The 22,576-nt window shown below is 45.6% G+C and carries 34 protein-coding genes; all 34 read left to right on the top strand.

Annotated features, from left to right (window positions below; genetic code table 11):
- The first annotated feature begins 80 nt into the window (after nucleotides 1–80).
- On the top strand, nucleotides 81–3,695 hold the full coding sequence (rpoC, locus tag P5G61_RS30160) for a DNA-directed RNA polymerase subunit beta' (RefSeq protein WP_301249831.1): 3,615 nt from the start codon (nucleotides 81–83) through the stop codon (nucleotides 3,693–3,695).
- A gap of 215 nt (nucleotides 3,696–3,910) precedes the next feature.
- Nucleotides 3,911–4,159, top strand: coding sequence for a ribosomal L7Ae/L30e/S12e/Gadd45 family protein (locus P5G61_RS30155; protein WP_024633591.1), 249 nt, complete (start codon nucleotides 3,911–3,913; stop codon nucleotides 4,157–4,159).
- 152 nt (nucleotides 4,160–4,311) lie between these two features.
- Nucleotides 4,312–4,734, top strand: coding sequence for a 30S ribosomal protein S12 (gene rpsL / locus P5G61_RS30150; RefSeq protein WP_056697677.1), 423 nt, complete (start codon nucleotides 4,312–4,314; stop codon nucleotides 4,732–4,734).
- A gap of 87 nt (nucleotides 4,735–4,821) precedes the next feature.
- A complete protein-coding gene (gene rpsG, locus P5G61_RS30145; RefSeq protein WP_024633590.1) occupies nucleotides 4,822–5,292 on the top strand; it encodes a 30S ribosomal protein S7 in 471 nt (156 codons plus the stop codon).
- Between the two features lie 47 nt (nucleotides 5,293–5,339).
- The gene (gene fusA, locus P5G61_RS30140; RefSeq protein WP_301249830.1) at nucleotides 5,340–7,418 is read left to right on the top strand and encodes an elongation factor G; all 2,079 of its coding nucleotides are present in this window, start codon (nucleotides 5,340–5,342) and stop codon (nucleotides 7,416–7,418) included.
- Nucleotides 7,419–7,515: 97 nt separating this feature from the next.
- Nucleotides 7,516–8,706, top strand: a complete 1,191-nt coding sequence (tuf, locus tag P5G61_RS30135; protein WP_024633588.1) for an elongation factor Tu — start codon at nucleotides 7,516–7,518, stop codon at nucleotides 8,704–8,706.
- 439 nt (nucleotides 8,707–9,145) lie between these two features.
- Nucleotides 9,146–9,454 (top strand): 30S ribosomal protein S10, encoded by a 309-nt coding sequence (rpsJ, locus tag P5G61_RS30130; protein WP_017692074.1) that lies wholly within the window; start codon nucleotides 9,146–9,148, stop codon nucleotides 9,452–9,454.
- Between the two features lie 46 nt (nucleotides 9,455–9,500).
- Nucleotides 9,501–10,124, top strand: a complete 624-nt coding sequence (gene rplC / locus P5G61_RS30125; protein ID WP_024633587.1) for a 50S ribosomal protein L3 — start codon at nucleotides 9,501–9,503, stop codon at nucleotides 10,122–10,124.
- 25 nt (nucleotides 10,125–10,149) lie between these two features.
- On the top strand, nucleotides 10,150–10,773 hold the full coding sequence (rplD, locus tag P5G61_RS30120) for a 50S ribosomal protein L4 (RefSeq protein WP_301249828.1): 624 nt from the start codon (nucleotides 10,150–10,152) through the stop codon (nucleotides 10,771–10,773).
- Complete coding sequence (gene rplW / locus P5G61_RS30115; protein ID WP_024633586.1) at nucleotides 10,773–11,063, top strand: 50S ribosomal protein L23; 291 nt, start codon at nucleotides 10,773–10,775, stop codon at nucleotides 11,061–11,063. Before rplD ends, rplW begins: the two co-directional genes overlap by 1 nt.
- Before the next feature lie 30 nt (nucleotides 11,064–11,093).
- Nucleotides 11,094–11,924 carry a 50S ribosomal protein L2 gene (gene rplB, locus P5G61_RS30110; protein ID WP_024633585.1) on the top strand — a complete coding sequence of 277 codons (831 nt, stop codon included), beginning with the start codon at nucleotides 11,094–11,096 and terminating at the stop codon, nucleotides 11,922–11,924.
- 71 nt (nucleotides 11,925–11,995) lie between these two features.
- The gene (gene rpsS / locus P5G61_RS30105; RefSeq protein WP_301249827.1) at nucleotides 11,996–12,274 is read left to right on the top strand and encodes a 30S ribosomal protein S19; all 279 of its coding nucleotides are present in this window, start codon (nucleotides 11,996–11,998) and stop codon (nucleotides 12,272–12,274) included.
- A gap of 35 nt (nucleotides 12,275–12,309) precedes the next feature.
- Nucleotides 12,310–12,642 (top strand): 50S ribosomal protein L22, encoded by a 333-nt coding sequence (gene rplV, locus P5G61_RS30100; protein WP_024633583.1) that lies wholly within the window; start codon nucleotides 12,310–12,312, stop codon nucleotides 12,640–12,642.
- A gap of 15 nt (nucleotides 12,643–12,657) precedes the next feature.
- Complete coding sequence (gene rpsC / locus P5G61_RS30095) at nucleotides 12,658–13,323, top strand: 30S ribosomal protein S3 (protein ID WP_024633582.1); 666 nt, start codon at nucleotides 12,658–12,660, stop codon at nucleotides 13,321–13,323.
- A 2-nt stretch (nucleotides 13,324–13,325) separates the two neighbouring features.
- Nucleotides 13,326–13,760, top strand: coding sequence for a 50S ribosomal protein L16 (rplP, locus tag P5G61_RS30090; RefSeq protein ID WP_024633581.1), 435 nt, complete (start codon nucleotides 13,326–13,328; stop codon nucleotides 13,758–13,760).
- On the top strand, nucleotides 13,750–13,947 hold the full coding sequence (gene rpmC / locus P5G61_RS30085; RefSeq protein WP_017692083.1) for a 50S ribosomal protein L29: 198 nt from the start codon (nucleotides 13,750–13,752) through the stop codon (nucleotides 13,945–13,947). Before rplP ends, rpmC begins: the two co-directional genes overlap by 11 nt.
- 48 nt (nucleotides 13,948–13,995) lie before the next feature.
- Complete coding sequence (rpsQ, locus tag P5G61_RS30080; protein ID WP_017692084.1) at nucleotides 13,996–14,262, top strand: 30S ribosomal protein S17; 267 nt, start codon at nucleotides 13,996–13,998, stop codon at nucleotides 14,260–14,262.
- 35 nt (nucleotides 14,263–14,297) lie between these two features.
- A complete protein-coding gene (gene rplN, locus P5G61_RS30075) occupies nucleotides 14,298–14,666 on the top strand; it encodes a 50S ribosomal protein L14 (protein WP_024633579.1) in 369 nt (122 codons plus the stop codon).
- Between the two features lie 39 nt (nucleotides 14,667–14,705).
- Nucleotides 14,706–15,059, top strand: coding sequence for a 50S ribosomal protein L24 (gene rplX / locus P5G61_RS30070; protein WP_024633578.1), 354 nt, complete (start codon nucleotides 14,706–14,708; stop codon nucleotides 15,057–15,059).
- Between the two features lie 32 nt (nucleotides 15,060–15,091).
- Nucleotides 15,092–15,634: a 50S ribosomal protein L5 gene (rplE, locus tag P5G61_RS30065; RefSeq protein WP_024633577.1), complete on the top strand. Its 543-nt coding sequence runs from the start codon at nucleotides 15,092–15,094 to the stop codon at nucleotides 15,632–15,634.
- A gap of 73 nt (nucleotides 15,635–15,707) precedes the next feature.
- Nucleotides 15,708–15,893, top strand: coding sequence for a type Z 30S ribosomal protein S14 (locus tag P5G61_RS30060; RefSeq protein WP_013312154.1), 186 nt, complete (start codon nucleotides 15,708–15,710; stop codon nucleotides 15,891–15,893).
- Between the two features lie 32 nt (nucleotides 15,894–15,925).
- Nucleotides 15,926–16,324 (top strand): 30S ribosomal protein S8, encoded by a 399-nt coding sequence (gene rpsH / locus P5G61_RS30055; RefSeq protein WP_017692088.1) that lies wholly within the window; start codon nucleotides 15,926–15,928, stop codon nucleotides 16,322–16,324.
- Nucleotides 16,325–16,354: 30 nt separating this feature from the next.
- The gene (gene rplF / locus P5G61_RS30050) at nucleotides 16,355–16,897 is read left to right on the top strand and encodes a 50S ribosomal protein L6 (RefSeq protein WP_024633576.1); all 543 of its coding nucleotides are present in this window, start codon (nucleotides 16,355–16,357) and stop codon (nucleotides 16,895–16,897) included.
- 117 nt (nucleotides 16,898–17,014) lie between these two features.
- Nucleotides 17,015–17,383 (top strand): 50S ribosomal protein L18, encoded by a 369-nt coding sequence (gene rplR / locus P5G61_RS30045; protein ID WP_301249823.1) that lies wholly within the window; start codon nucleotides 17,015–17,017, stop codon nucleotides 17,381–17,383.
- A gap of 27 nt (nucleotides 17,384–17,410) precedes the next feature.
- Nucleotides 17,411–17,908 (top strand): 30S ribosomal protein S5, encoded by a 498-nt coding sequence (gene rpsE / locus P5G61_RS30040; RefSeq protein WP_017692091.1) that lies wholly within the window; start codon nucleotides 17,411–17,413, stop codon nucleotides 17,906–17,908.
- Nucleotides 17,909–17,920: 12 nt separating this feature from the next.
- Nucleotides 17,921–18,106 carry a 50S ribosomal protein L30 gene (gene rpmD / locus P5G61_RS30035; protein ID WP_017692092.1) on the top strand — a complete coding sequence of 62 codons (186 nt, stop codon included), beginning with the start codon at nucleotides 17,921–17,923 and terminating at the stop codon, nucleotides 18,104–18,106.
- Nucleotides 18,107–18,149: 43 nt separating this feature from the next.
- On the top strand, nucleotides 18,150–18,590 hold the full coding sequence (gene rplO, locus P5G61_RS30030) for a 50S ribosomal protein L15 (RefSeq protein WP_062329463.1): 441 nt from the start codon (nucleotides 18,150–18,152) through the stop codon (nucleotides 18,588–18,590).
- Nucleotides 18,590–19,888: a preprotein translocase subunit SecY gene (secY, locus tag P5G61_RS30025; RefSeq protein WP_301249821.1), complete on the top strand. Its 1,299-nt coding sequence runs from the start codon at nucleotides 18,590–18,592 to the stop codon at nucleotides 19,886–19,888. The genes rplO and secY overlap by 1 nt, the downstream gene beginning before the upstream one ends.
- A 90-nt stretch (nucleotides 19,889–19,978) precedes the next feature.
- On the top strand, nucleotides 19,979–20,623 hold the full coding sequence (locus tag P5G61_RS30020; RefSeq protein WP_024633570.1) for an adenylate kinase: 645 nt from the start codon (nucleotides 19,979–19,981) through the stop codon (nucleotides 20,621–20,623).
- Between the two features lie 4 nt (nucleotides 20,624–20,627).
- The gene (gene map / locus P5G61_RS30015; protein WP_024633569.1) at nucleotides 20,628–21,380 is read left to right on the top strand and encodes a type I methionyl aminopeptidase; all 753 of its coding nucleotides are present in this window, start codon (nucleotides 20,628–20,630) and stop codon (nucleotides 21,378–21,380) included.
- A 10-nt stretch (nucleotides 21,381–21,390) separates the two neighbouring features.
- Entirely contained in the window at nucleotides 21,391–21,699 is a 309-nt protein-coding gene (locus P5G61_RS30010) for a KOW domain-containing RNA-binding protein (protein WP_024633568.1), read from the top strand.
- Nucleotides 21,700–21,702: 3 nt separating this feature from the next.
- On the top strand, nucleotides 21,703–21,918 hold the full coding sequence (infA, locus tag P5G61_RS30005) for a translation initiation factor IF-1 (RefSeq protein ID WP_017692098.1): 216 nt from the start codon (nucleotides 21,703–21,705) through the stop codon (nucleotides 21,916–21,918).
- 152 nt (nucleotides 21,919–22,070) lie between these two features.
- Nucleotides 22,071–22,184 (top strand): 50S ribosomal protein L36, encoded by a 114-nt coding sequence (gene rpmJ, locus P5G61_RS30000; protein ID WP_003333770.1) that lies wholly within the window; start codon nucleotides 22,071–22,073, stop codon nucleotides 22,182–22,184.
- Nucleotides 22,185–22,204: 20 nt separating this feature from the next.
- Nucleotides 22,205–22,573, top strand: a complete 369-nt coding sequence (gene rpsM, locus P5G61_RS29995; protein WP_024633567.1) for a 30S ribosomal protein S13 — start codon at nucleotides 22,205–22,207, stop codon at nucleotides 22,571–22,573.
- Nucleotides 22,574–22,576: the final 3 nt, after the last annotated feature.

Below are 22,576 nucleotides of genomic sequence, written 5' to 3'. Positions count from 1 at the left end.
ATCAGGCTCGCGTCTTGCTCCGGCTTCGGCCGGAGGGGGCGTAACCTAGAATACAGGACTTGGTTAAGGAGGGTTGCTCCTTGTTGGACGTCAACAATTTCGAATACATGAAGATCGGGCTTGCTTCCCCAGAAAAAATTCGTTCTTGGTCCCGCGGAGAAGTGAAAAAACCGGAAACGATCAACTATCGTACGTTGAAACCGGAAAAAGAAGGGCTATTCTGCGAAAAGATTTTTGGCCCTACAAAAGACTGGGAATGTCATTGCGGTAAATACAAACGCGTCCGTTATAAAGGCGTTGTCTGTGATCGCTGTGGCGTTGAAGTCACACGTGCGAAAGTACGCCGCGAACGGATGGGCCATATTGAGCTCGCTGCTCCGGTATCGCATATCTGGTACTTCAAAGGTATTCCGAGCCGCATGGGTCTCGCTTTGGATATGTCTCCAAGATCTCTCGAGGAGATTATTTATTTTGCATCATATGTAGTAACTGATCCAGGAGAAACTCCACTGGAGAAAAAACAGCTGTTGTCCGAGAAAGAATACCGCAGCTACCGTGAGAAATACGGATACGGGTTCCAGGCTGGTATGGGCGCAGAAGCAGTTAAAAAATTGCTTCAAGACCTTGATATTGACAAAGAGCTTGAATTCCTTAAGGAAGAGCTTCGCACTGCTCAAGGACAACGTCGTAACCGTGCTATCAAACGTCTGGAAGTAATCGAAGCATTCCGCAACTCGGGTAATAAACCTGAATGGATGATCATGGATGTACTTCCTGTTATCCCGCCGGAGCTTCGTCCGATGGTACAGTTGGATGGTGGACGTTTTGCAACGTCTGACCTGAATGACCTGTATCGCCGTGTAATTAACCGGAACAACCGTCTGAAACGTTTGCTTGATTTGGGCGCGCCAGACATTATCGTGCAAAATGAAAAACGGATGCTGCAGGAAGCTGTTGACGCATTAATCGACAACGGCCGTCGTGGACGCCCTGTAACTGGTCCTGGTAACCGTCCATTGAAATCTCTCAGCCATATGCTGAAAGGTAAACAAGGACGTTTCCGTCAGAACTTGCTCGGTAAACGGGTTGACTATTCTGGTCGTTCCGTTATCGTAGTTGGACCTTATCTGAAAATGTATCAGTGTGGTCTGCCTAAAGATATGGCACTTGAACTGTTCAAGCCTTTTGTTATGAAAGAGCTTGTAAATAAAGGGCTTGCCCACAACATCAAGAGCGCTAAACGTAAGGTTGAGCGTGTAAGTCCTGAAGTATGGGATGTTCTTGAAGAAGTAATCAAGGAGCATCCGGTTCTTCTGAACCGTGCCCCTACGCTTCACCGTCTCGGTATTCAAGCATTTGAACCGATTCTCGTTGAAGGTAAAGCGATTCGTCTTCACCCGCTCGTTTGTACGGCGTACAATGCCGACTTTGACGGTGACCAAATGGCCGTGCACGTTCCACTGTCCGCTGAAGCTCAAGCGGAAGCACGTATTTTGATGCTTGCATCAGGTAACATTTTGAACCCGAAAGACGGTAAACCGGTTGTAACCCCTTCCCAGGATATGGTGCTTGGTTCTTACTACCTGACCATGGACAACAAGGAAGAAAAGGGAACAGGCATGATCTTGCGTACGGTTAACGAAGCTGTATCCGCGTACCAACGCGGTACTGCAGGTTTACATGCACGTGTAGCCATTCCGGTTAGAGCACTTGGCAAAACCATCTTCACCGATGAGCAACAAGATGCAATGATGCTGACTACCATCGGCAAAATCATCTTTAATGAAATCTTCCCGGCAAGCTTCCCTTACATCAATGATGCAACTCGTGCGAACCTCTACCAGGGTACAGCTGAGCATTCATTTGTTTATGAGAAGGGTGCTGACCTTAGAGAAGCGATCATGAATGCTCCATTGGCTGGCGGCGTCGGCAAAGAATATCTCGGTTCTATCATCGCACGTTGTTTTGAAATTTATCATACAACGGAAACAGCCGTTATTTTGGATAAAATCAAACAACTTGGATTCACATACTCTACTCGTGCCGGTATTACTGTAGCGGTGTCGGATGTTATCGTTCCGCCTGAGAAGTTTGAAATTCTCAGACAGTCTGAGGAAAAAGCACAAATCGTTACGAATCAATACCGTCGTGGTCTGATTACGAACGAAGAGCGCTATGACCGCATCATTGATATCTGGTCGAAATCGAAAGATGATATCACCGAGATTCTGATGAAATCGATGGATCGTTACAACTCCATCATGATGATGGTTGACTCCAAAGCACGGGGGAACAAATCGCAAATCACCCAATTGGGCGGTATGCGTGGTCTGATGGCCAACCCATCCGGTCGAATCATCGAACTCCCAATCAAATCGAACTTCCGTGAAGGTCTGACGGTACTCGAGTACTTTATCTCGACTCACGGAGCGCGTAAAGGTTTGGCCGATACGGCTCTGCGGACAGCGGATTCGGGTTACCTGACTCGTCGTCTCGTAGACGTGGCGCAAGACGTGATCGTGCGTGAAGATGATTGTGGTACTGATAAAGGATTTACGGTAAGCCGCATCCAGGATGGTAAAGAGGTTATTGAGGATCTCTACGACCGTATTGAAGGCAGATACTGCTTCGAGACTGTTCGTCATCCGGAAACAAAAGAAATTATTGCACACCGTAATGAGCTGATTGACTCTGATAAAGCTGAAGCAATCATCAAAGCTGGCGTAACCAAATTGCAAATTCGCTCCGTGCTTAGCTGCCGTGCCCGTCACGGTGTCTGCAAGAAATGTTATGGTCGTAACTTGGCGACTGGTAAACATGTGGAGATCGGTGAAGCAGTTGGTATTATCGCAGCACAATCCATTGGTGAGCCAGGAACACAGCTGACAATGCGTACATTCCATACCGGTGGTGTAGCCGGAGACGATATTACGCAAGGTTTGCCGCGTATTCAGGAGTTGTTTGAGGCTCGTAATCCTAAGGGTCAAGCAACAATCAGTGAGATCGACGGTGTTGTTAAAGAAATTCGCGAAGCGAAAGATCGTCGCGAAATTGAAATTCAAGGTGAAGCAGAATCCAAAGTTTATTCTGTTACCTACGGTTCCCGTGTACGCGTTAGCGAAGGCATGGAAATTGAAGCAGGCGACGAGTTGACAGATGGTTCTATCGATCCAAAAGAAATGCTGCGCATTAAAGGCGTACGTGGCGTACAGAACTACATTTTGCAGGAAGTACAACGCGTATACCGTAACCAAGGCGTAGAAATCAATGACAAACACGTTGAAGTTATGATCCGTCAAATGTTGCGTAAAATCCGTATCGTCGATGCAGGGGACACTACGTTGTTGCCAGGATCGTTCGTGGATACGCATGAGTACGAAAGAGCTAACAAGGCAGCGATTCTGAGTGATAAAGAGCCAGCGGTTGCGAAACCAATCCTGCTCGGTATTACGAAAGCATCCCTGGAAACAGACTCCTTCCTCTCTGCGGCTTCGTTCCAAGAGACTACACGTGTACTGACAGATGCAGCGATCAAAGGTAAAGTCGATCAGCTGCTCGGTCTGAAAGAGAATGTAATCATCGGTAAACTGATTCCTGCAGGTACAGGTATGCACCGTTACCGCAGCATCAAATTTGCCGAGCCGGAAGATGGCCAATCTTCGGTAGAAGAGCTTGAGCCAGTTTCGGTTGATTAAGATATTTAACTAGACTCATCCTTATTAAAAGGGTGAACTAAAGTTTTGTGCGCCGGGAGGCGACGACTGTTTCATACAGAAGGACGTTTCCCGGTGAGGCAAAACTTTAAATAAAATGTTTTAGGATTAGCATTGACATTGCTTACGCTAGATGCTAATATATCAAAGGTGCGTGAGTAGCTGATTGTATTTGGTCCTATTCGGAGGAATGAACAATGTCTAATGAAAAAGGTCTGCAAGATGCTCATGTCAAAATAGGTACCAAACAGACCACGCGGATGGTTCAGACAGGTATGGCTTCTGAAGTTTATGTGGCTGAAGATTGTGATCCGCAGCTTACTTCCAAAATCATTGCTTTGTGTGAACAACACAATGTGAAGTGCACGAAAGTGGACACAATGAAAAATCTCGGCAAAGCTTGCGGGATTGGAGTAGGAGCAGCAATGGCTGCTGTCGTAAAATGATACGGTAAGGAACGTTTTTGTCCGAGAACTTTTAGGGATTCTCCAAGGCAAAAACTTTTCATTTGTCTTTTTATGAACCGCCTGGGTCTGTGGACTTAGCGTAAGAGGTTTATAAAGAAACATGAAAAATTGAGGAAGGGGGTGGCAATCACATGCCAACTATTAACCAACTGGTACGTAAAGGACGTCAAGCTAAAGTTGATAAATCCAAATCACCAGCTTTGCAAAAAGGGTTCAATGCTTTGAAACGTGAATCAACCAACATCAGTGCCCCACAAAAACGTGGTGTCTGCACTCGTGTAGGTACAATGACTCCACGTAAACCAAACTCTGCACTTCGTAAGTATGCCCGTGTTCGTTTGACGAACCGTCTCGAGGTAACTGCTTATATCCCGGGTATCGGACATAACCTTCAAGAGCACAGTGTTGTGTTGATCCGTGGAGGTAAAGTTAAAGACCTTGCAGGGGTTCGTTATCACATCGTTCGCGGAGCTCTTGATACTGCAGGCGTGAACAACCGTATGCAAGCTCGTTCGAAATACGGTGCTAAACGTCCAAAAGCTAAAAAAGCCTAAAATATTATAAGTAGCAGTCCTGAATATCTTCTGGGTTAATCCCAGGAGGTGTAGGATGTGCTCATGAAGAAAGAAAGGGGGATATCCATGCCACGCAAAGGTCCAGTTACGAAAAGAGACGTGTTGCCAGATCCGGTATACAGCAGCAAGCTGGTTACTCGTTTGATCAATCGCATCATGCTCGACGGAAAACGCGGTGTTGCTCAAAGCATTCTGTATAATGCGTTCAAGTTGATTCAAGAACGTACGGGTAATGACCCTATGGAAGTATTTGAAGCAGCAATCAAAAATATCATGCCAGTCCTGGAAGTTAAAGCTCGCCGTGTCGGCGGTGCCAACTACCAAGTACCAATCGAGGTAAAACCAGAGAGACGTACTGCTTTGGGATTACGTTGGCTCGTGAACTACTCCCGCAACCGCGGTGAGAAAACAATGGAAGAGCGTTTGGCGGCTGAGATCATCGACGCTTCCAACAACACAGGCGCTTCCGTTAAAAAACGTGAAGATACGCATAAAATGGCTGAAGCGAACAAAGCGTTTGCTCACTACCGTTGGTAGGATTCGGTTCACAATAATAACTTCAATTTTGAAGGGAGACCCATTTCATGGCAAGAGAGTTCTCCTTGAAAAATACACGTAATATCGGGATCATGGCTCATATTGATGCGGGTAAAACCACGACAACTGAGCGGATCTTGTTCTACACAGGACGTACGCACAAAATCGGTGAAGTACACGAAGGCGCTGCGACAATGGACTGGATGGAACAGGAACAGGAACGCGGAATTACAATTACTTCCGCTGCGACTACCGCTGCTTGGAAAGGCCACCGCGTTAACATCATTGATACCCCGGGACACGTTGACTTCACTGTTGAAGTTGAACGTTCCCTTCGTGTATTGGACGGAGCAGTTGGTGTATTCAGTGCGAAAGAAGGCGTTGAGCCTCAGTCCGAAACCGTATGGAGACAGGCTGATAAGTACGGCGTACCTCGTATCGCTTACGTAAACAAAATGGATATCATCGGTGCTGACTTCCTGAACGTTGTGTCTGACATGCGTGATCGCCTTCAAGCGAACGCAGTTGCGATTCAACTTCCGATCGGTGCTGAAAATGATTTCAAAGGCATCATTGATATCGTTGCACAAAAGGCTCATATGTACAAAGATGACCTGGGACAAGATATCGAAGAAATCGAAATTCCTGCGGAATTTGTTGAGCAAGTTGCAGAACTCCGTAATGAATTGGTTGAGCGTGTTGCAGAACTCGACGAAGATTTGACAATGAAATACCTGGAAGGCGAAGAGATCACTATTGATGAGATCAAAGCGGCCCTCCGTAAAGGTGTTGTTGATGTTAAGATCTTCCCGGTTATCTGTGGATCCTCGTATCGTAACAAAGGTGTTCAACTGATGTTGGATGCTGTTATCGACTACTTGCCGGCTCCAACAGACGTTCCATCTATCACGGGTCATCTTGAAGATGGAACTGAAGCAATTCGTAAGTCATCCGATGAAGAGCCTTTCTCCGCATTGGCCTTCAAAATCATGACTGACCCTTACGTTGGTAAATTGACATTCTTCCGCGTTTACTCCGGTGTTCTTCAATCCGGATCTTACGTATTGAATGCAACTAAAAACAAACGTGAGCGTATCGGTCGTATCCTTCAAATGCATGCGAACAGCCGTCAAGAGATCACTGAAGTTTACTCCGGTGACATTGCAGCTGCTGTAGGTTTGAAAGATACGGGTACAGGTGATACACTGTGTGATGAGAAAAATCCGGTTATCCTGGAGTCAATGAACTTCCCTGATCCGGTTATCGAAATCGCCGTTGAACCTAAAACCAAAGCTGACCAAGACAAAATGGGTGTTGCTCTCGGTAAGTTGACAGAAGAGGATCCAACTCTTCGCGCTCATACTGACGAAGAAACAGGCCAAACAATCTTGGCAGGTATGGGTGAGCTTCACCTTGATATCATCATCGACCGTATGCGTCGTGAATTCAAGGTTGAAACTACTGTGGGTAAACCACAAGTAGCTTACCGTGAAACTTTCCGTGCACCAGCGCGCGTTGAAGGTAAATTCGTTCGTCAATCCGGTGGTCGTGGTCAATACGGTCACGTATGGGTTGAGTTCGAACCTCTCGAGGCAGGTACAGGCAGCCAGTTCGAAAGTAAGGTTGTCGGTGGTTCTGTTCCAAGAGAATACATTCAACCAGCTCTTGCAGGGATCGAAGAGCAAATGAAAAACGGCGTTATCGCAGGCTTCCCGCTTGTTGACGTTAAGGCTACAATCGTAGACGGATCTTACCATGATGTCGATTCCAACGAGATGGCATTTAAAATTGCCGGATCGATGGCGCTGAAAGCTGCGAAAGACAAATGTAAGCCGGTTCTGCTTGAGCCTATCATGAAAGTAGAAGTAACCGTTCCAGAAGAGTACATGGGTGACGTTATGGGTATGCTTAACTCCCGTCGTGGCCGCATCGAAGGTATGGATTCCCGTAGTGGAGCCCAAATCATCCGTGCTAAAGTACCTTTGTCTGAAATGTTCGGATACTCTACAACTCTTCGTTCCGGTACTCAAGGACGCGGCGTATTCTCCATGGAGCTTTCTCACTATGAAGAAGTTCCTAAGAGCATCGCTGAAGAGATTGTTGCCAAAACAAAAGGAACCGAGTAGTTTTCTCTCATTGAGTGAAAGTGCATAAGAGTCATGTATTCTTTGCACTTCATTTAGTGAAAACATAAAATTATAATTTTAAGGAGGCCACGTTCAAATGGCAAAGGCTAAATACGAACGTAATAAACCCCACGTTAACATTGGTACTATCGGTCACGTTGACCATGGTAAAACAACTCTGACTGCTGCAATCACAACTGTATTGTCCAAAACTTACGGTGGCGCAGCAATCGCATTCGATCAAATCGATAAAGCTCCAGAAGAGCGCGAACGCGGTATCACAATTTCTACATCACACGTTGAATACGAAACTGACACTCGTCACTACGCTCACGTAGACTGCCCAGGTCACGCCGACTATGTTAAAAACATGATCACTGGCGCGGCACAAATGGACGGAGCTATCTTGGTAGTATCCGCAGCTGACGGCCCAATGCCACAAACTCGTGAGCACATCTTGCTCTCCCGTCAAGTAGGCGTACCTTACATTGTTGTATTCTTGAACAAATGTGACATGGTTGAAGACGAAGAGTTGTTGGAATTGGTTGAGATGGAAGTTCGCGACCTTCTTAACGAATATGAGTTCCCAGGTGATGATACTCCAATCACTCGTGGATCCGCTCGTGAAGCTCTGCAAAACCCTGATGGTGAGTGGGCTCAAAAAATCGTTGAGATGTTTAAAGAAATCGATACGTACATCCCACTGCCTGAGCGTCAAACTGACAAACCTTTCTTGATGCCTGTCGAGGACGTATTCTCCATCACTGGTCGTGGTACTGTTGCTACAGGTCGTGTAGAGCGTGGTACTGTTAAAGTCGGCGAAGAGATCGAAATCGTTGGTATTACTGAAGAAACTAAAAAATCCGTAGTTACGGGCGTTGAGATGTTCCGTAAATTGCTGGATTCCGCTCAAGCGGGTGACAACATCGGCGCATTGCTGCGTGGTGTTGATCGTACTCAAATCGAGCGTGGACAAGTTTTGGCAAAACCGGGTTCTGTTAAGCCTCACACAGAATTCACAGCTCAAATCTACGTTCTGACTAAAGAAGAGGGCGGACGTCACAAACCATTCTTCACTGGTTACCGTCCACAGTTCTACTTCCGTACAACTGACGTAACAGGCATCATTAACTTGCCTGAAGGTACTGAAATGGTAATGCCTGGTGATAACATCACTGTTACTGTTTCCTTGATTTCCCCAATCGCGATTGAAGAAGGAACTAAGTTCTCCATTCGTGAAGGCGGACGTACAGTAGGTGCCGGTTCTGTAGCAAGCATCCAAAAATAATTCAGCTTAACGCTGAGTAAGCATATGCAACAGTGTACTGGAACGAGTAACATTGTACTGTAACGAAGCTTCGGAAGAGTTCTTTATCCGACATCGGATAGAGAACTCTTTTATTATGTAATAGTTTCGGAACCTGCGTCATAAGGTTTGAACCTTCATTCGGAATTGTAAAGAAAGATTGGTTAAGGCAGCTAGTATAGAGTGGGAAAACAACACATTAAACAAATTCATTTCACTCGAAAAGATTAGTTTAAATGTTTTTCTTAAATATGCTTGCAATAAGCCCATCTTTTCTATATAATAATGAATGTTGTTCTGTGACGTTGCGATGATGTGAGAGGTTACTGGCACACCCGGCCCCTTTGCCATGGGAGAGTGGCTAGAAAATTTTCACGGAGTATGTCCGATAAAAAATTGGGCGATAGAAGGAGGGACTAAAATGGCAAAGCAAAAAATTCGTATTCGTTTGAAAGCTTACGACCACAGAATTCTTGATCAATCCGCGGAGAAAATTGTTGAAACAGCAAAACGTTCGGGTGCAGGTGTATCCGGTCCGATTCCGCTTCCTACTGAAAAACAAATCATTACTATTCTTCGTGCGGTGCACAAGTACAAGGATTCTCGGGAACAATTCGAACAACGCACACATAAGCGTTTGATCGACATCGTCAACCCGACTCCACAAACTGTGGATGCCTTGATGCGCTTGGATCTGCCGTCCGGTGTAGATATCGAAATTAAATTGTAATACAAGCTACAACAAAGACCATGTATAAAGGAAAAGAGGTGTCAACATGAAAGCAATCTTAGGAAAAAAACTCGGAATGACTCAAGTATTTACACCTGAGGGTAACGTTGTACCAGTAACGGTTATCGAAGCAGGCCCTTGTGTTGTTTTGCAAAAGAAAGACATTGAGAACGATGGCTACGAAGCAATTCAAATCGGTTACTCCGATAAGAAAGAGAAAAATGCTAACAAGCCAGAAGCAGGTCACGCTAAAAAAGCGAACACTGCCCCTAAGCGCTACGTTCGTGAAGTTCGCGGTATCAACATCGCAGAATATGAAGTTGGCCAAGAACTGAAAGCTGACATTTTCGCTGAAGGTGAATTCGTTGACGTAACGGGTATTTCTAAAGGTAAAGGTTTTGCCGGCGTTATCAAACGTTGGGGACAAAGCACTGGACCTATGTCACACGGTTCGCGTTACCACCGTGGCCCTGGTTCAATGGGTTCGATCCAAGCTAACCGCGTTCCTAAAGGCAAACGCCTGCCAGGACACATGGGACATGATACTGTTACAATCCAACGTCTTGAAGTAGTTAAAGTAGACGCTGAGCGTAACGTGTTGCTCGTGAAAGGTTCCATTCCTGGACCGAAAAACAGTCTCATTAAAGTTAAAGAAACGGTGAAAAAATAACCACTGAAGAAAGGAGGAACACAAAATGCCAAAAGTATCAGTTTACAATGTAGATGGTAGCCAAGTAGGCGAAGTTGAATTGAACGATGCGGTTTTCGGAATTGAGCCGAACCAACACGTTCTGTACGATGCAGTTCTTATGCAACGCGCTTCCCTTCGTCAAGGTACCCACAAAGTAAAAGGACGTTCTGAAGTACGTGGCGGCGGACGTAAGCCTTGGAAACAAAAAGGTACAGGTCGCGCTCGTCAAGGTTCAATTCGTTCACCACAGTGGAAAGGCGGCGGTATCGTATTTGGTCCAACACCACGGAGCTATGCGTATAAACTGCCTAAGAAAGTTCGCCGTTTGGCGATCAAATCAGCCCTTTCATCCAAAGTGCTTGACAATGACATTATCGTTTTAGACGCTCTAACGTTGAATACGCCTAAAACTAAAGAATTCGCAGCCATCTTGAGTAACCTCAAAGTGGGACGTAAGGCTTTGATCGTAGCTCCTAGCTATGATGATAATGTAGCTCTTTCCGCACGGAATATTCCAGGCGTGAAATTCGTAGCTGCTGACGGCATTAATGTTCTTGACGTGCTTTCGCACGACAAACTGATCATTACGAAAGAAGCAGTTCAGAAGGTAGAGGAGGTGCTCGCGTAATGAAGGATCCTCGTGATATTGTAAAACGTCCGATTATTACGGAACGTACTGCTGACATGATGAATGACTTGAAATATGTATTTGAAGTCGATATCCGTGCAAACAAAACCGAGATCAAGAAAGCCGTGGAAGCTATTTTCAACGTAAAAGTGAAAAACGTGAACACGCTTCGTGTTCCAGCTAAGCCAAAACGGTACGGACGTTATTCCGGATATACTAGCGAATGGAAAAAAGCGTTTGTAACGCTGACACAAGACAGCAAAACGCTTGAGTTCTTTGAAACTGTATAATTGAATTTTTGAAGTAAGGAGGGAAACCCAGTGCCAATCAAAAAGTATAAACCAACTTCCCCGGCAAGACGGAACATGTCCGTTTCTACATTTGAGGAAATCACCACAGATCAGCCGGAGAAATCGTTGTTGGCCCCATTGAGCAAACAAGCAGGCCGCAACAACCAAGGTAAAATTACAGTTCGTCACCATGGTGGTGGACACAAACGTAAATACCGTATTATCGACTTCAAACGTACTAAAGATGGAATACCGGGCCGCGTTGCTACGATTGAGTATGACCCGAACCGTACATCTAACATCGCTCTGATTCACTATGCTGATGGTGAAAAACGTTATATCATCGCTCCTAAAGGTTTGAAAGTTGGAGATCAAGTATTCTCCGGACCTGAATCAGACATCAAAATCGGAAACGCATTGCCACTCGAAAATATTCCAGTAGGTACTGTTATCCACAACATCGAGTTGAAACCAGGCAAAGGCGGACAATTGGTTCGTGCTGCTGGTACAGAAGCTCAATTGCTTGGTAAAGAAGAAAAATACGTTTCCGTTCGTCTTTCTTCCGGAGAAGTTCGTCGTATTTTGAAAGTTTGCCGCGCGACAATCGGATCTGTTGGTAACCAAGACCACGAGCTCATCAAAATCGGTAAAGCCGGTCGTAGCCGTTGGTTGGGTAAACGTCCTGAGGTTCGTGGTGTAGTAATGAACCCTAACGATCACCCACACGGTGGTGGTGAAGGTCGTGCTCCAATCGGACGTAAATCGCCAATGTCACCATGGGGTAAACCTACTCTTGGTTACAAAACGCGTAAGAAAAATAAAGCTTCTGATAAATACATCATTCGCCGCCGCACGAAGTAATACACACTGTGCATAACTTCGTGAGGCATCTGCGGATGCATAATAGCTACGTTTGAAGGGAGGATCTCCACATGGGTCGCAGTTTGAAAAAAGGGCCATTCATTGATGGCTACATGCTCAAAAAGGTAGAAGAGATGGAAACTTCAGGTAAGAAGAACGTTATCAAAACCTGGTCCCGTCGTTCTACAATTTTCCCGCAATTCATCGGACACACATTTGGCGTTTACGATGGTCGTAAACACGTGCCAGTGTATGTAACTGAGGACATGGTCGGACACAAACTGGGTGAGTTCGCTCCAACCCGTACGTACAAAGGCCATACTGATGATGATAAGAAAACAAGAAGATAAATGAATATCTTTAATGTTTGAGAGGAGGTTACACAATGGAAGCAAAAGCACATGCTAAGTTTATCCGGATTGCTCCTCGTAAAGTTCAACTCGTTGTTGACTTGATTCGCGGCAAGCAAGTAGGTGAGGCGGTTGCCATTCTCCGTCACACTCCGAAATCCGCTTCTCCTATCGTTGAGAAGTTGCTTAATTCCGCTATTGCGAATGCGGAACATAACTATTCTTTGGATGTTAATAACTTGGTTATCTCGCAAGCTTACGTGAACCAAGGACCGACAATGAAACGTTTCCGCCCTCGTGCAATGGGACGTGCAAGTCGTATTAACAAACGTACTAGCCACATCACTTTGGTGGTATCTGAAAAGTAGAAGGAGGGGAAATGTGTGGGCCAAAAGGTAAATCCAGTCGGACTCCGTGTCGGAATTATCCGTGACTGGGAATCTAAGTGGTATGCAGGTAAAGACTTCGGCGATCTTTTGATGGAAGACGTAAAAATTCGTGAATTCCTGAAAAATAAATTGAAAGACTCCGCTATGTCTCGTGTTGAAATCGAGAGAGCGGCTAACCGCGTAAACGTAACGATTCACACTGCGAAACCAGGTATGGTTATCGGTAAGGGTGGTTCGGAAGTTGAAAATCTGCGTAATCAAATTACGAAAATCGCAGGCGGTAAAAAAGTACACATCAACATTTCTGAAATTAAGAACCAAGACCTGGACGCAATCCTGGTAGCTGAAAGCATTGCACAACAATTGGAACGTCGTGTTTCTTTCCGTCGTGCTCTGAAACAAGCTATTCAAAGAACAATGCGCTCTGGTGCTAAAGGTATTAAAACTCAAGTGGGCGGACGTCTTGGCGGAGCTGAGATTGCTCGTTCGGAAGGCTACAGCGAAGGAACTGTTCCACTGCACACGCTTCGTGCCGACATCGACTACGGTACAGCAGAGGCTCATACAACTTACGGCCGTATCGGCGTAAAAGTATGGATCTATCGTGGAGAGGTTCTTCCTACGGCTAAGAAACAAGCTGCTAAGGAAGGAGGCAACTAATCATGTTGGTACCAAAACGTGTAAAACACCGTAAGCAACAACGTGGACATATGAAGGGCCAAGCTAAAGGCGGAACTACGCTGAACTTTGGCGAGTACGGTCTGCAAGCTACGGAACCGGCTTGGATTACGAACCGTCAAATCGAAGCGGCTCGTATCGCGATGACTCGTTACATCAAACGTGGTGGTAAAGTTTGGATCAAAATCTTCCCAGACAAACCAATCACTCAAAAGCCTCTCGAGGTTCGGATGGGTAGCGGTAAAGGTAACGTAGAAAAATGGGTTGCAGTTGTGAAACCAGGTAAGATCATGTTTGAACTTGCTGGTGTACCGGAGGATGTTGCACGCGAAGCAATGCGTCTTGCCGCTCACAAACTGCCAATCAAAACGAAGTTTGTGAAACGTGAAGAATTGGGTGGTGAAGCAAATGAAAGCTAGTGAATTTCGCAACCTAACCTCTGCTGAAATCGAGCAAAAGATTGCCGGATTTAAAGAAGAACTCTTTAACCTCCGCTTTCAACTCGCTACCGGTCAGCTGGATAACCCGACTCGAATCCGTGATGTGCGGAAAGAAATAGCTCGTGCTAAAACCATTATCCGTGAAAGAGAATTGGGAATCGGTTAATTAGGGATCGGATGTATAATCCGTCCGTAATCAGGAAGGAGGCCAACAATGAGCGAAGAACGTAACGCACGTAAAGTGCAAACCGGTAAAGTGGTCAGCGATAAAATGGACAAAACGATTGTTGTTGCTGTAGAAACTTACAAAAAACACAACTTGTACCATAAACGCATTAAGGTTACTAAAAAATTCAAAGCGCATGACGAAGAAAACACTGCGAAAATCGGTGACACGGTGAAAATCATGGAGACTCGTCCGCTTTCGAAAGATAAACGCTGGAGACTTACTGAAATCGTAGAAAAAGCGGTTATCATCTAATGCATCAGCAGCATAGCTGAAAGGAGGAATACTAAATGATTCAACCATTTACACGTTTGACTGTGGCTGACAACTCCGGTGCGAAGGAACTGATGTGTATCCGCGTACTCGGCGGTACGGGACGTCGTACAGCTCAAATCGGTGATCTGATCGTTTGTTCTGTAAAACAAGCAACACCAGGCGGCGTTGTCAAAAAAGGTGATGTAGTTAGAGCGGTTGTCGTTCGTACGAAGCGTTCTGTACGTCGTAAAGACGGTTCCTACATCGGTTTTGATGAAAATGCAGCAGTTGTTGTAAAAGACGACAGAAGCCCGCGTGGAACACGTATTTTCGGACCTGTTGCTCGTGAACTCCGCGAGAAAGACTTCATGAAAATCGTTTCCTTGGCCCCAGAAGTTATCTAAAGCTTAATCTCGTGATGTTAGAAACAGGAGGTGTACGAAATGCCAAGAGTGAAAAAAGTTCTGGAATCCCATAACAATAAACTTCATGTAAAAAAAGAAGATACAGTTATGGTGATCAGCGGTAAAGACAAAGGTAAAAAAGGCCGTGTCATCGCTGCTTATCCTCGTGAGAACCGCGTCCTTGTGGAAGGTGTTAACATGATTAAAAAACACCAGAAGCCTAACCAGCAAAATCCGCAAGGCGGCATTATCGAGAAGGAAGCTCCGATTCACGTTTCCAACGTAATGCACATCGATCCAAAGAGCGGAAAAGTAACCCGTGTAGGTTACAAAGTGTTGGATAACGGAAAGAAAGTGCGCGTTGCTAAACGTTCCGGAGAAATTATCGACTAATTGAACCGAATGAGAAAGGAGGTCTATGATTCATGGCAGCAAGAATGAAAGAACGTTACCTGAACGAAATTGCTCCTGCTTTGATGCAGAAGTTTAACTATACAACGGTAATGCAAGTGCCGAAAATCGAGAAAATCGTTATCAACATGGGTGTGGGCGATGCTGTCCAAAACTCCAAAGTGTTGGATTCCGCAGTAAACGATTTGCAATTGATCGCAGGTCAAAAACCTGTAATCACTCGTGCTAAAAAATCTATCGCAGGTTTCAAACTGCGTGAGAACATGCCTATCGGTGTGAAAGTAACATTGCGCGGCGAGCGCATGTACTTCTTCCTCGATAAACTGCTCAACGTTACGCTTCCTCGTGTCCGCGACTTCCGCGGTGTATCGAGTAAAGCTTTCGACGGACGTGGTAACTACACACTGGGTCTGAAAGAACAACTGATCTTCCCAGAGATCGAGTATGATAAAGTAGACAAAGTCCGCGGTATGGATATTGTCATCGTAACAACGGCGAAAACAGACGAAGAATCCCGTGAATTGCTCACGCAACTCGGAATGCCTTTCGTAAAATAATGTTGCTATAACGTTTCCGGGTGTCTGGAAAGACTCCCTTTTCTCCGAAATTATTTAGGAGGTGTCAGGCTAAGTGGCAAAAACTTCGATGAAAGTTAAACAACAACGTACACCAAAGTTTAAAGTACGTGCTTATACACGCTGTGAGCGTTGCGGACGTCCACATTCGGTACTGCAGAAGTTCAAAATTTGCAGAATTTGCTTCCGTGAATTAGCTTATAAAGGCCAGATTCCTGGCGTGAAAAAAGCAAGCTGGTAAAAAGTCCTGAACGGGAAGGAGGTTAACTCACAATGACTATGTCTGATCCAATTGCAGATATGCTTACACGTATTCGTAACGCGAACACAGTTCGTCACGAAACGGTAGAAATGCCTGCTTCGACAATGAAAAAACAAATCGCCGATATCCTGAAGCGTGAAGGTTTCATCCGTGACGCTGAAGTTATCGATGATAACAAACAAGGGATTATCCGTGTTTTCCTGAAATACGGTCAAAATAACGAGCGTGTTATTACTGGTCTGAAAAGAATCAGTAAACCGGGTCTTCGTGTTTACACGAAAAGCAACGAAGTACCTCGTGTACTTGGTGGTCTGGGTATCGCTATTATCTCGACATCCAAAGGTATCATGACGGACAAAGAAGCTCGTCAATCAAAATCCGGCGGAGAAGTCGTCTGCTACGTTTGGTAATATAACGTCACAAGATAGGAGGTGCAACATATGTCTCGTATTGGTCGCAAACCAATTACAGTACCAAGTGGTGTGGACATCACACTGGACAACACCGTTATTACGGTAAAAGGACCAAAAGGATCTTTGACTCGTGAACTTCATAAAGATATGAAGGTAACAGTTGAAAACAACGAAATTACAGTTGTGCGTCCTTCCGATAACAAAACTCACCGTTCTTTGCACGGCACAACGCGTAGCGTTGTAAATAACATGGTGAGTGGTGTTACTGAAGGATTCGCAAAATCCCTGGAGCTGGTTGGGGTCGGATATCGTGCAAGCAAATCCGGAGATAAAATCGTTCTGAACGTTGGCTACTCTCACCCGGTTGAAATTACACCGGAAGCGGGAATCGAATTCGAAGTTCCTTCGAATACGAAAATCATCGTTCGCGGAATTGATAAAGAGCGTGTAGGTGCTTACGCTGCTAAAATCCGTTCCGTTCGTGAACCTGAGCCGTACAAAGGTAAAGGTATTAAATATGAAGGCGAGCGTATCATCCGTAAGGAAGGTAAAGCCGGTAAGAAGAAATAAGATTTTTCTTACCGCCTTTGCGCGGTTTTCGGCTTGCTTGCTTCTTGTGTTTCTAATATACCCCGTGGCTTCCGGTTTGAAGCCAGCGAGGTAACCTGAAAGGAGTGAATCCCTGAGATGATTACGAAAACAGATAAAAACAAGGCACGTCTGAAAAGACACCTTCGTGTTCGTAAGAAAATCCAAGGAACGGCAGCACGTCCTCGTTTGAACGTATTCCGTTCTGGTAAACATATGTATGCTCAAATCATCGATGATGTAGCTGGTGTTACGATCGCTTCCGCGTCTACTGTAGACAAAGAATTGAGCGGCGACATCCAAAATGGCGCATCTGTTGAATCTGCTCGTAAAGTCGGCGAACTCGTTGCTAAACGTGCGAAAGACAAAGGCGTTTCAAACATCGTATTTGACCGTAGCGGTTATCTGTACCATGGTCGTATCGCAGCATTGGCTGCAGCGGCTCGTGAAGCAGGACTTGAGTTTTAAGATATTTTTCAAAAGGAGGTTAACGACTTGCGTGTAGATCCGAATACTTTGGAACTGACTGAAAGAGTTGTAAATATTAATCGCGTAGCTAAAGTAGTAAAAGGCGGACGCCGTTTCAGCTTTAGCGCACTGGTTGTAGTCGGCGACGGCAACGGCTGGGTTGGAGCTGGTATCGGTAAAGCGGGCGAAGTACCTGATGCGATTCGCAAAGGTATTGAAGACGCTAAGAAAAACCTTGTACACGTTCCACTCGTAGGAACTTCGATTCCTCACTTGGTAACAGGTAAGTTCGGCGCAGGACGCGTTCTGTTGAAACCAGCATCTGAAGGTACTGGTGTTATCGCTGGTGGTCCTGTACGTGCGGTTCTCGAACTTGCTGGTGTAGGTGACATTTTGACAAAATCTCTGGGTTCTTCGAATTCCATGAACATGGTCAATGCGACTTTGGAAGGTTTGTCCCGTTTGAAACGTGCTGAAGACGTGGCAAAACTGCGCGGCAAATCCGTCGAAGAGCTTCTGGGTTAAGGAGGGAATCTCATGGCTAAATTAGAAATTACCCTCGTCCGCAGCTTGATCGGACGTCCGGAGACGCAAAGAACAACTGTGAAAACATTGGGCTTGCGCAAAATCAACAGCAAAGTGGTTCAAAACGACAATCCTGCCATTCGTGGTATGATTAACAAAGTAAGCCACTTGGTCGCTGTTAAAGAAGTAGAAGCTTAAAAAAGGGTTAATCCCACAAATCTTTAAGGAGGTGCAACGAACGATGAAGTTACATGAGCTTTCACCATCTCCTGGATCCCGCAAAGAACGTAAACGTCTTGGTCGCGGTCCAAGTAGTGGTACTGGTAAAACATCAGGTCGCGGTCACAAAGGACAAAACGCTCGTTCCGGCGGTGGTGTTCGTCCGGGCTTCGAAGGTGGACAAAATCCATTGTATCGTCGCTTGCCAAAACGCGGTTTCGTAAACCCAACTCGCAAAGAATATGCAGTTGTGAATACTGAAGACCTGAACAGTTTTGCTGCGGGTACTGAAGTAACTCCAGAATTCTTGATGACGAATGGCGTAGTTAAAAACGCTAAATCCGGAATCAAAATTCTGGGTAACGGTGAAGTCACTGTGAAGTTAACTGTTAAAGCTAACAAGTTTTCTCAATCTGCGGTGGAGAAAATTGAAGCTGCCGGCGGTAAAACTGAGGTGATTTAATGTTCAAGACCCTAAAGAATATCTGGCGGGTTGAAGATCTGCGCAAAAGGGTATTATTTACCCTTTTTGTACTGATCATTTACCGCATCGGATCCTTCGTTCCAGTACCTGGGGTTAACAAAGAGGTTTTCGAAGCGACAAATTCTGCGGGTAAAGAAGTTTTTGGACTTCTCAATACGTTCTCGGGTGGAGCGCTCTTTCAGTTCTCGATATTTGCGCTCGGGATCGTGCCTTACATCACTGCGTCTATCATAGTGCAGCTGCTTTCCATGGACGTTATTCCTAAACTAGCGGAGTGGGCAAAGCAGGGTGAACAAGGTAAGAAGAAATCTGCACAACTGACCCGTTATTTAACGGTAGGTCTGGCATTGATTCAAGCGTTTGGTACGTCGATCGGATTCAACCGCTTGTACAATACAGAAATGGTGCCTAACGCAACATTTGCAGATTATATCTTGATCGCGATTGTACTTACGGCCGGTACTTCATTCCTGATGTGGCTTGGTGAGCAGATCACCGAGAAGGGCATAGGAAACGGGATTTCGATCTTGATCTTTGCGGGTATCCTGTCAACGGTGCCAAATATTATCAAACAAACGATCGAATCCGACTTTATCCAAGCTGATCAAATGTTCATGAACATTCTTAAAGGGGTAATCGTCGCAATAGTTATTGTGCTGATTATCATAGGTGTCATTTACATCCAGCAGGCGATTCGGAAAATTCCTGTACAGTACGCTAAACGTGTCGTAGGTAACAAAATGTACGGTGGACAGAACACACATATCCCGCTGAAGATTAATGCAGCAGGTGTTATCCCTGTCATCTTTGCTTCATCTCTGTTGATGTTCCCATCGATCATCGCAAACTTCTGGGCTGATCGTGCATGGGCACAGTGGATCGGAGCCAATCTCACTACTCACAAACCTTTGGGTATGTTACTGTATGTAGTGATGATTTTCGGATTCACATTCTTCTATACTTTTGTACAGATGAATCCACAGCAGATGGCTGACAACATGAAAAAGAACGGCGGTTACATCCCAGGCATTCGTCCGGGTAAAGCAACCGAGAAATATCTGACCCGTGTCATGACTCGTTTGACAACGGCAGGTGCCATCTTTTTGGCAGTAATTTCCGTTCTGCCTGTAATCTTGGGGGCACTTTCTGGTTTGCCTCAATCTGCGCAAATTGGAGGAACTTCTCTCCTGATCGTTATCGGTGTTGCGCTGGATACGATGAAGCAAATCGAAAGCCAATTGATCAAACGCCACTACAAAGGTTTTATCAATAAATAGGCAATAGGTACCGGTCAAGCTAAGATTTACTTGCCGGCACCTATTGTGCTGTTTGTTGATGTAGGGTAGTCTTGGAGGGAGTGACATAACGTGAACATCCTATTCATGGGCCCTCCGGGGGCAGGAAAAGGAACGCAAGCAGACGTCATTGTGAAAGAGTTCGGTATTCCCCACATTTCAACAGGCGATGCATTTCGCCTCGCGATTAAGCAGGGAACTCCCATTGGCCTGAAAGCCAAGGAATATATGGATCAAGGATTGCTCGTACCAGATGATGTAACCATCGGCATCGTTGAAGAACGTTTGCAGCAGCCTGATTGCAGAGAAGGATTCCTCTTGGATGGATTTCCAAGAACCCTGTCTCAAGCAGAAGCGCTCGATGGCATTCTGGATCGACTGAACTCAGGTCTCGATCATGTAATCAACCTGAAAGTGGACCGCAACAAATTGCTGGCCCGTTTGACGGGTCGTCGCATTTGTAAGAATTGTGGCGCCACTTATCATGTCGTGTTCAATCCGCCCAAGCAGGAAGGTATTTGTGATAAATGCGGCGGTGACTTGTACCAGCGCTCTGATGATAATGAAGAGAGCGTAGGCACACGTCTCGACGAATATATCAACAAAACAGCACCACTCCTCACATTTTATGAGAACAAAGGCCTTCTTCGTCAAATGGACGGAGAGCAGGATATCGATCAAGTTTCTCATGAAATCGTGTCCCTGCTGCGAGGTTAATTGAATGATCATTGGTAAGTCCGAAACGGAACTGGGCTTGATGAGGGAAGCGGGGAGAATTGTTGCGGAAACGCATCGTCTCTTGGCAGAGCATATCGCTCCCGGTATTACGACTGGAGAACTTGACCATATGGCCGATCAATACATCCGCAGTCAAGGAGCTGTGCCGTCTTTCAAAGGTTATAACGGTTTCCCTGCCAGTGTGTGCGCTTCAGTGAATGAAGAGTTGGTGCATGGATTTCCCGGCAAACGAAAGTTGAACGAGGGCGATATCGTTACGTTTGACATTGGCGCGCAGTACCAGGGTTATCACGGAGATTCCGCCTGGACTTATCCAGTCGGCCGTATTTCCGAAGAAGCCCGTCGTCTTCTGGACGTTACCGAGGCTTCGTTATACGCAGGTCTGGCGCTGGTAAAACCGGACGTTCGCTTGTTTACAATATCTCATGCGATTCAGAAATATATTGAAGATGAAGGGTTCTCGGTAGTACGTGAATATGTCGGTCACGGCATAGGAGCGGATCTGCACGAAGAACCACAGATTCCGAACTATGGTCTTCCTGATCGGGGACCACGGCTTAAAGCGGGCATGGTGCTGGCCATAGAGCCGATGGTTAACGCAGGTAGACGGTATGTGAAAACGTTGGAAGATAACTGGACTGTCGTCACTGTTGATGGATCGTTATGCGCCCACTTTGAACACACCGTAGCAGTTACACCGGAAGGCATGGAAATTTTCACAAAACTGAATGCGTAGGTGATAAGGCATGAACAATCAGTCTAATCCGCAGCTCGGTCAACTTGTGAAGATCCGTAAAGGCCGCAATGCGGACCAAGCCGCAGTAATTGTTGCTATAGCGGACAGTAAGTTCGTATATATTGCGGATGGGGACAAACGTAAGTTTGATCAACCCAAGAAGAAGAATATTCTTCATCTTGAACTCCAGCCAATGATTAGCAGCGAGGTCGTAAACAGTTTAAACGAGAGTGGTCGGGTGACAAACGGAAAGCTCCGCTATGCGGTTCATTCGTTTCTGGAATCCACCAACATTCAAGCTGAAGAGAAAGGAGACTGACTAATGGCCAAGGAAGATGTCATTGAAGTGGAAGGTACGGTTCTCGAGCCGCTACCGAATGCAACGTTCAAGGTTGAGCTTGAGAACGGTCATCAAATTCTCGCTCACGTTTCCGGCAAGTTGCGGATGCACTTTATCCGTATCCTGACTGGAGACAAAGTGGTTGTTCAGTTATCACCTTATGATTTGACAAAAGGTCGTATAACTTACCGTAAATAGTAGTAGACAGTTGCAATGAACTGTGAAGCTTATGAAGCGGGTTTTGCCCGGCAAAACTTGCGAAAGCTTCGAAGCCGGTTTTACAATAGTAAAACAAGGTCAATGCTTACGAAGAGGGTTTTGCTAAGCAAAACTTTGAGGAGGTAATTCACATGAAGGTAAGACCTTCGGTCAAGCCGATTTGCGAAAAATGCAAAGTCATTCGCCGCAAAGGGAATGTTATGGTTATCTGTGAAAATCCGAAACACAAACAAAAACAAGGTTAAAGAAGGGGGTGTAGCGTAAAATGGCACGTATAGCTGGTGTGGATTTGCCACGTGATAAGCGCGTTGAGATCGCCTTGACTTATATTTTCGGAATCGGTAAAACGACTTCCCAGAAAATTCTGAGCACAACAGGCATCAATAAGGACACTCGTGTCCGTGATTTGACGGAAGATGAAGTCAGCAAATTGCGTGAAAGTATCGACAAAGAGGTCAAAGTAGAAGGTGACCTGCGTCGTGAAATCTCTTTGAATATTAAACGTCTGACGGAGATCGGTTGTTACCGTGGAGTTCGTCATCGTCGTGGTCTGCCTGTTCGTGGACAACGTACGAAAACGAATGCTCGTACTCGTAAAGGTCCTCGTCGTACTGTAGCGAACAAGAAGAAATAATAA

The organism is Paenibacillus vandeheii (assembly GCF_030433635.1).
GTDB lineage: Bacteria > Bacillota > Bacilli > Paenibacillales > Paenibacillaceae > Paenibacillus > Paenibacillus vandeheii.
Note: the sequence above shows the minus strand (reverse complement) of the source record. Positions and strands in the feature narration are given on the sequence as shown.

Excerpts from the sequence above, each read along its gene's own strand:
- rpsS (WP_301249827.1), top strand. The coding sequence starts at position 11,996 with ATGGGTCGCAGTTTGAAAAAAGGGCCATTCATTGATGGCTACATGCTC.
- rpsM (WP_024633567.1), top strand. The coding sequence starts at position 22,205 with ATGGCACGTATAGCTGGTGTGGATTTGCCACGTGATAAGCGCGTTGAG.
- rplO (WP_062329463.1), top strand. The coding sequence starts at position 18,150 with ATGAAGTTACATGAGCTTTCACCATCTCCTGGATCCCGCAAAGAACGT.
- rpsJ (WP_017692074.1), top strand. The coding sequence starts at position 9,146 with ATGGCAAAGCAAAAAATTCGTATTCGTTTGAAAGCTTACGACCACAGA.
- rplD (WP_301249828.1), top strand. The coding sequence starts at position 10,150 with ATGCCAAAAGTATCAGTTTACAATGTAGATGGTAGCCAAGTAGGCGAA.
- rplR (WP_301249823.1), top strand. The coding sequence starts at position 17,015 with ATGATTACGAAAACAGATAAAAACAAGGCACGTCTGAAAAGACACCTT.
- rplX (WP_024633578.1), top strand. The coding sequence starts at position 14,706 with ATGCCAAGAGTGAAAAAAGTTCTGGAATCCCATAACAATAAACTTCAT.
- rpsH (WP_017692088.1), top strand. The coding sequence starts at position 15,926 with ATGACTATGTCTGATCCAATTGCAGATATGCTTACACGTATTCGTAAC.
- rpmJ (WP_003333770.1), top strand. The coding sequence starts at position 22,071 with ATGAAGGTAAGACCTTCGGTCAAGCCGATTTGCGAAAAATGCAAAGTC.
- rplW (WP_024633586.1), top strand. The coding sequence starts at position 10,773 with ATGAAGGATCCTCGTGATATTGTAAAACGTCCGATTATTACGGAACGT.
- rpmD (WP_017692092.1), top strand. The coding sequence starts at position 17,921 with ATGGCTAAATTAGAAATTACCCTCGTCCGCAGCTTGATCGGACGTCCG.
- rplC (WP_024633587.1), top strand. The coding sequence starts at position 9,501 with ATGAAAGCAATCTTAGGAAAAAAACTCGGAATGACTCAAGTATTTACA.
- P5G61_RS30155 (WP_024633591.1), top strand. The coding sequence starts at position 3,911 with ATGTCTAATGAAAAAGGTCTGCAAGATGCTCATGTCAAAATAGGTACC.
- tuf (WP_024633588.1), top strand. The coding sequence starts at position 7,516 with ATGGCAAAGGCTAAATACGAACGTAATAAACCCCACGTTAACATTGGT.
- fusA (WP_301249830.1), top strand. The coding sequence starts at position 5,340 with ATGGCAAGAGAGTTCTCCTTGAAAAATACACGTAATATCGGGATCATG.
- rplF (WP_024633576.1), top strand. The coding sequence starts at position 16,355 with ATGTCTCGTATTGGTCGCAAACCAATTACAGTACCAAGTGGTGTGGAC.
- map (WP_024633569.1), top strand. The coding sequence starts at position 20,628 with ATGATCATTGGTAAGTCCGAAACGGAACTGGGCTTGATGAGGGAAGCG.
- rpsL (WP_056697677.1), top strand. The coding sequence starts at position 4,312 with ATGCCAACTATTAACCAACTGGTACGTAAAGGACGTCAAGCTAAAGTT.
- rpsQ (WP_017692084.1), top strand. The coding sequence starts at position 13,996 with ATGAGCGAAGAACGTAACGCACGTAAAGTGCAAACCGGTAAAGTGGTC.
- rplN (WP_024633579.1), top strand. The coding sequence starts at position 14,298 with ATGATTCAACCATTTACACGTTTGACTGTGGCTGACAACTCCGGTGCG.
- P5G61_RS30010 (WP_024633568.1), top strand. The coding sequence starts at position 21,391 with ATGAACAATCAGTCTAATCCGCAGCTCGGTCAACTTGTGAAGATCCGT.
- rplV (WP_024633583.1), top strand. The coding sequence starts at position 12,310 with ATGGAAGCAAAAGCACATGCTAAGTTTATCCGGATTGCTCCTCGTAAA.
- rplP (WP_024633581.1), top strand. The coding sequence starts at position 13,326 with ATGTTGGTACCAAAACGTGTAAAACACCGTAAGCAACAACGTGGACAT.
- secY (WP_301249821.1), top strand. The coding sequence starts at position 18,590 with ATGTTCAAGACCCTAAAGAATATCTGGCGGGTTGAAGATCTGCGCAAA.
- rplE (WP_024633577.1), top strand. The coding sequence starts at position 15,092 with ATGGCAGCAAGAATGAAAGAACGTTACCTGAACGAAATTGCTCCTGCT.
- infA (WP_017692098.1), top strand. The coding sequence starts at position 21,703 with ATGGCCAAGGAAGATGTCATTGAAGTGGAAGGTACGGTTCTCGAGCCG.
- rpmC (WP_017692083.1), top strand. The coding sequence starts at position 13,750 with ATGAAAGCTAGTGAATTTCGCAACCTAACCTCTGCTGAAATCGAGCAA.
- rpsG (WP_024633590.1), top strand. The coding sequence starts at position 4,822 with ATGCCACGCAAAGGTCCAGTTACGAAAAGAGACGTGTTGCCAGATCCG.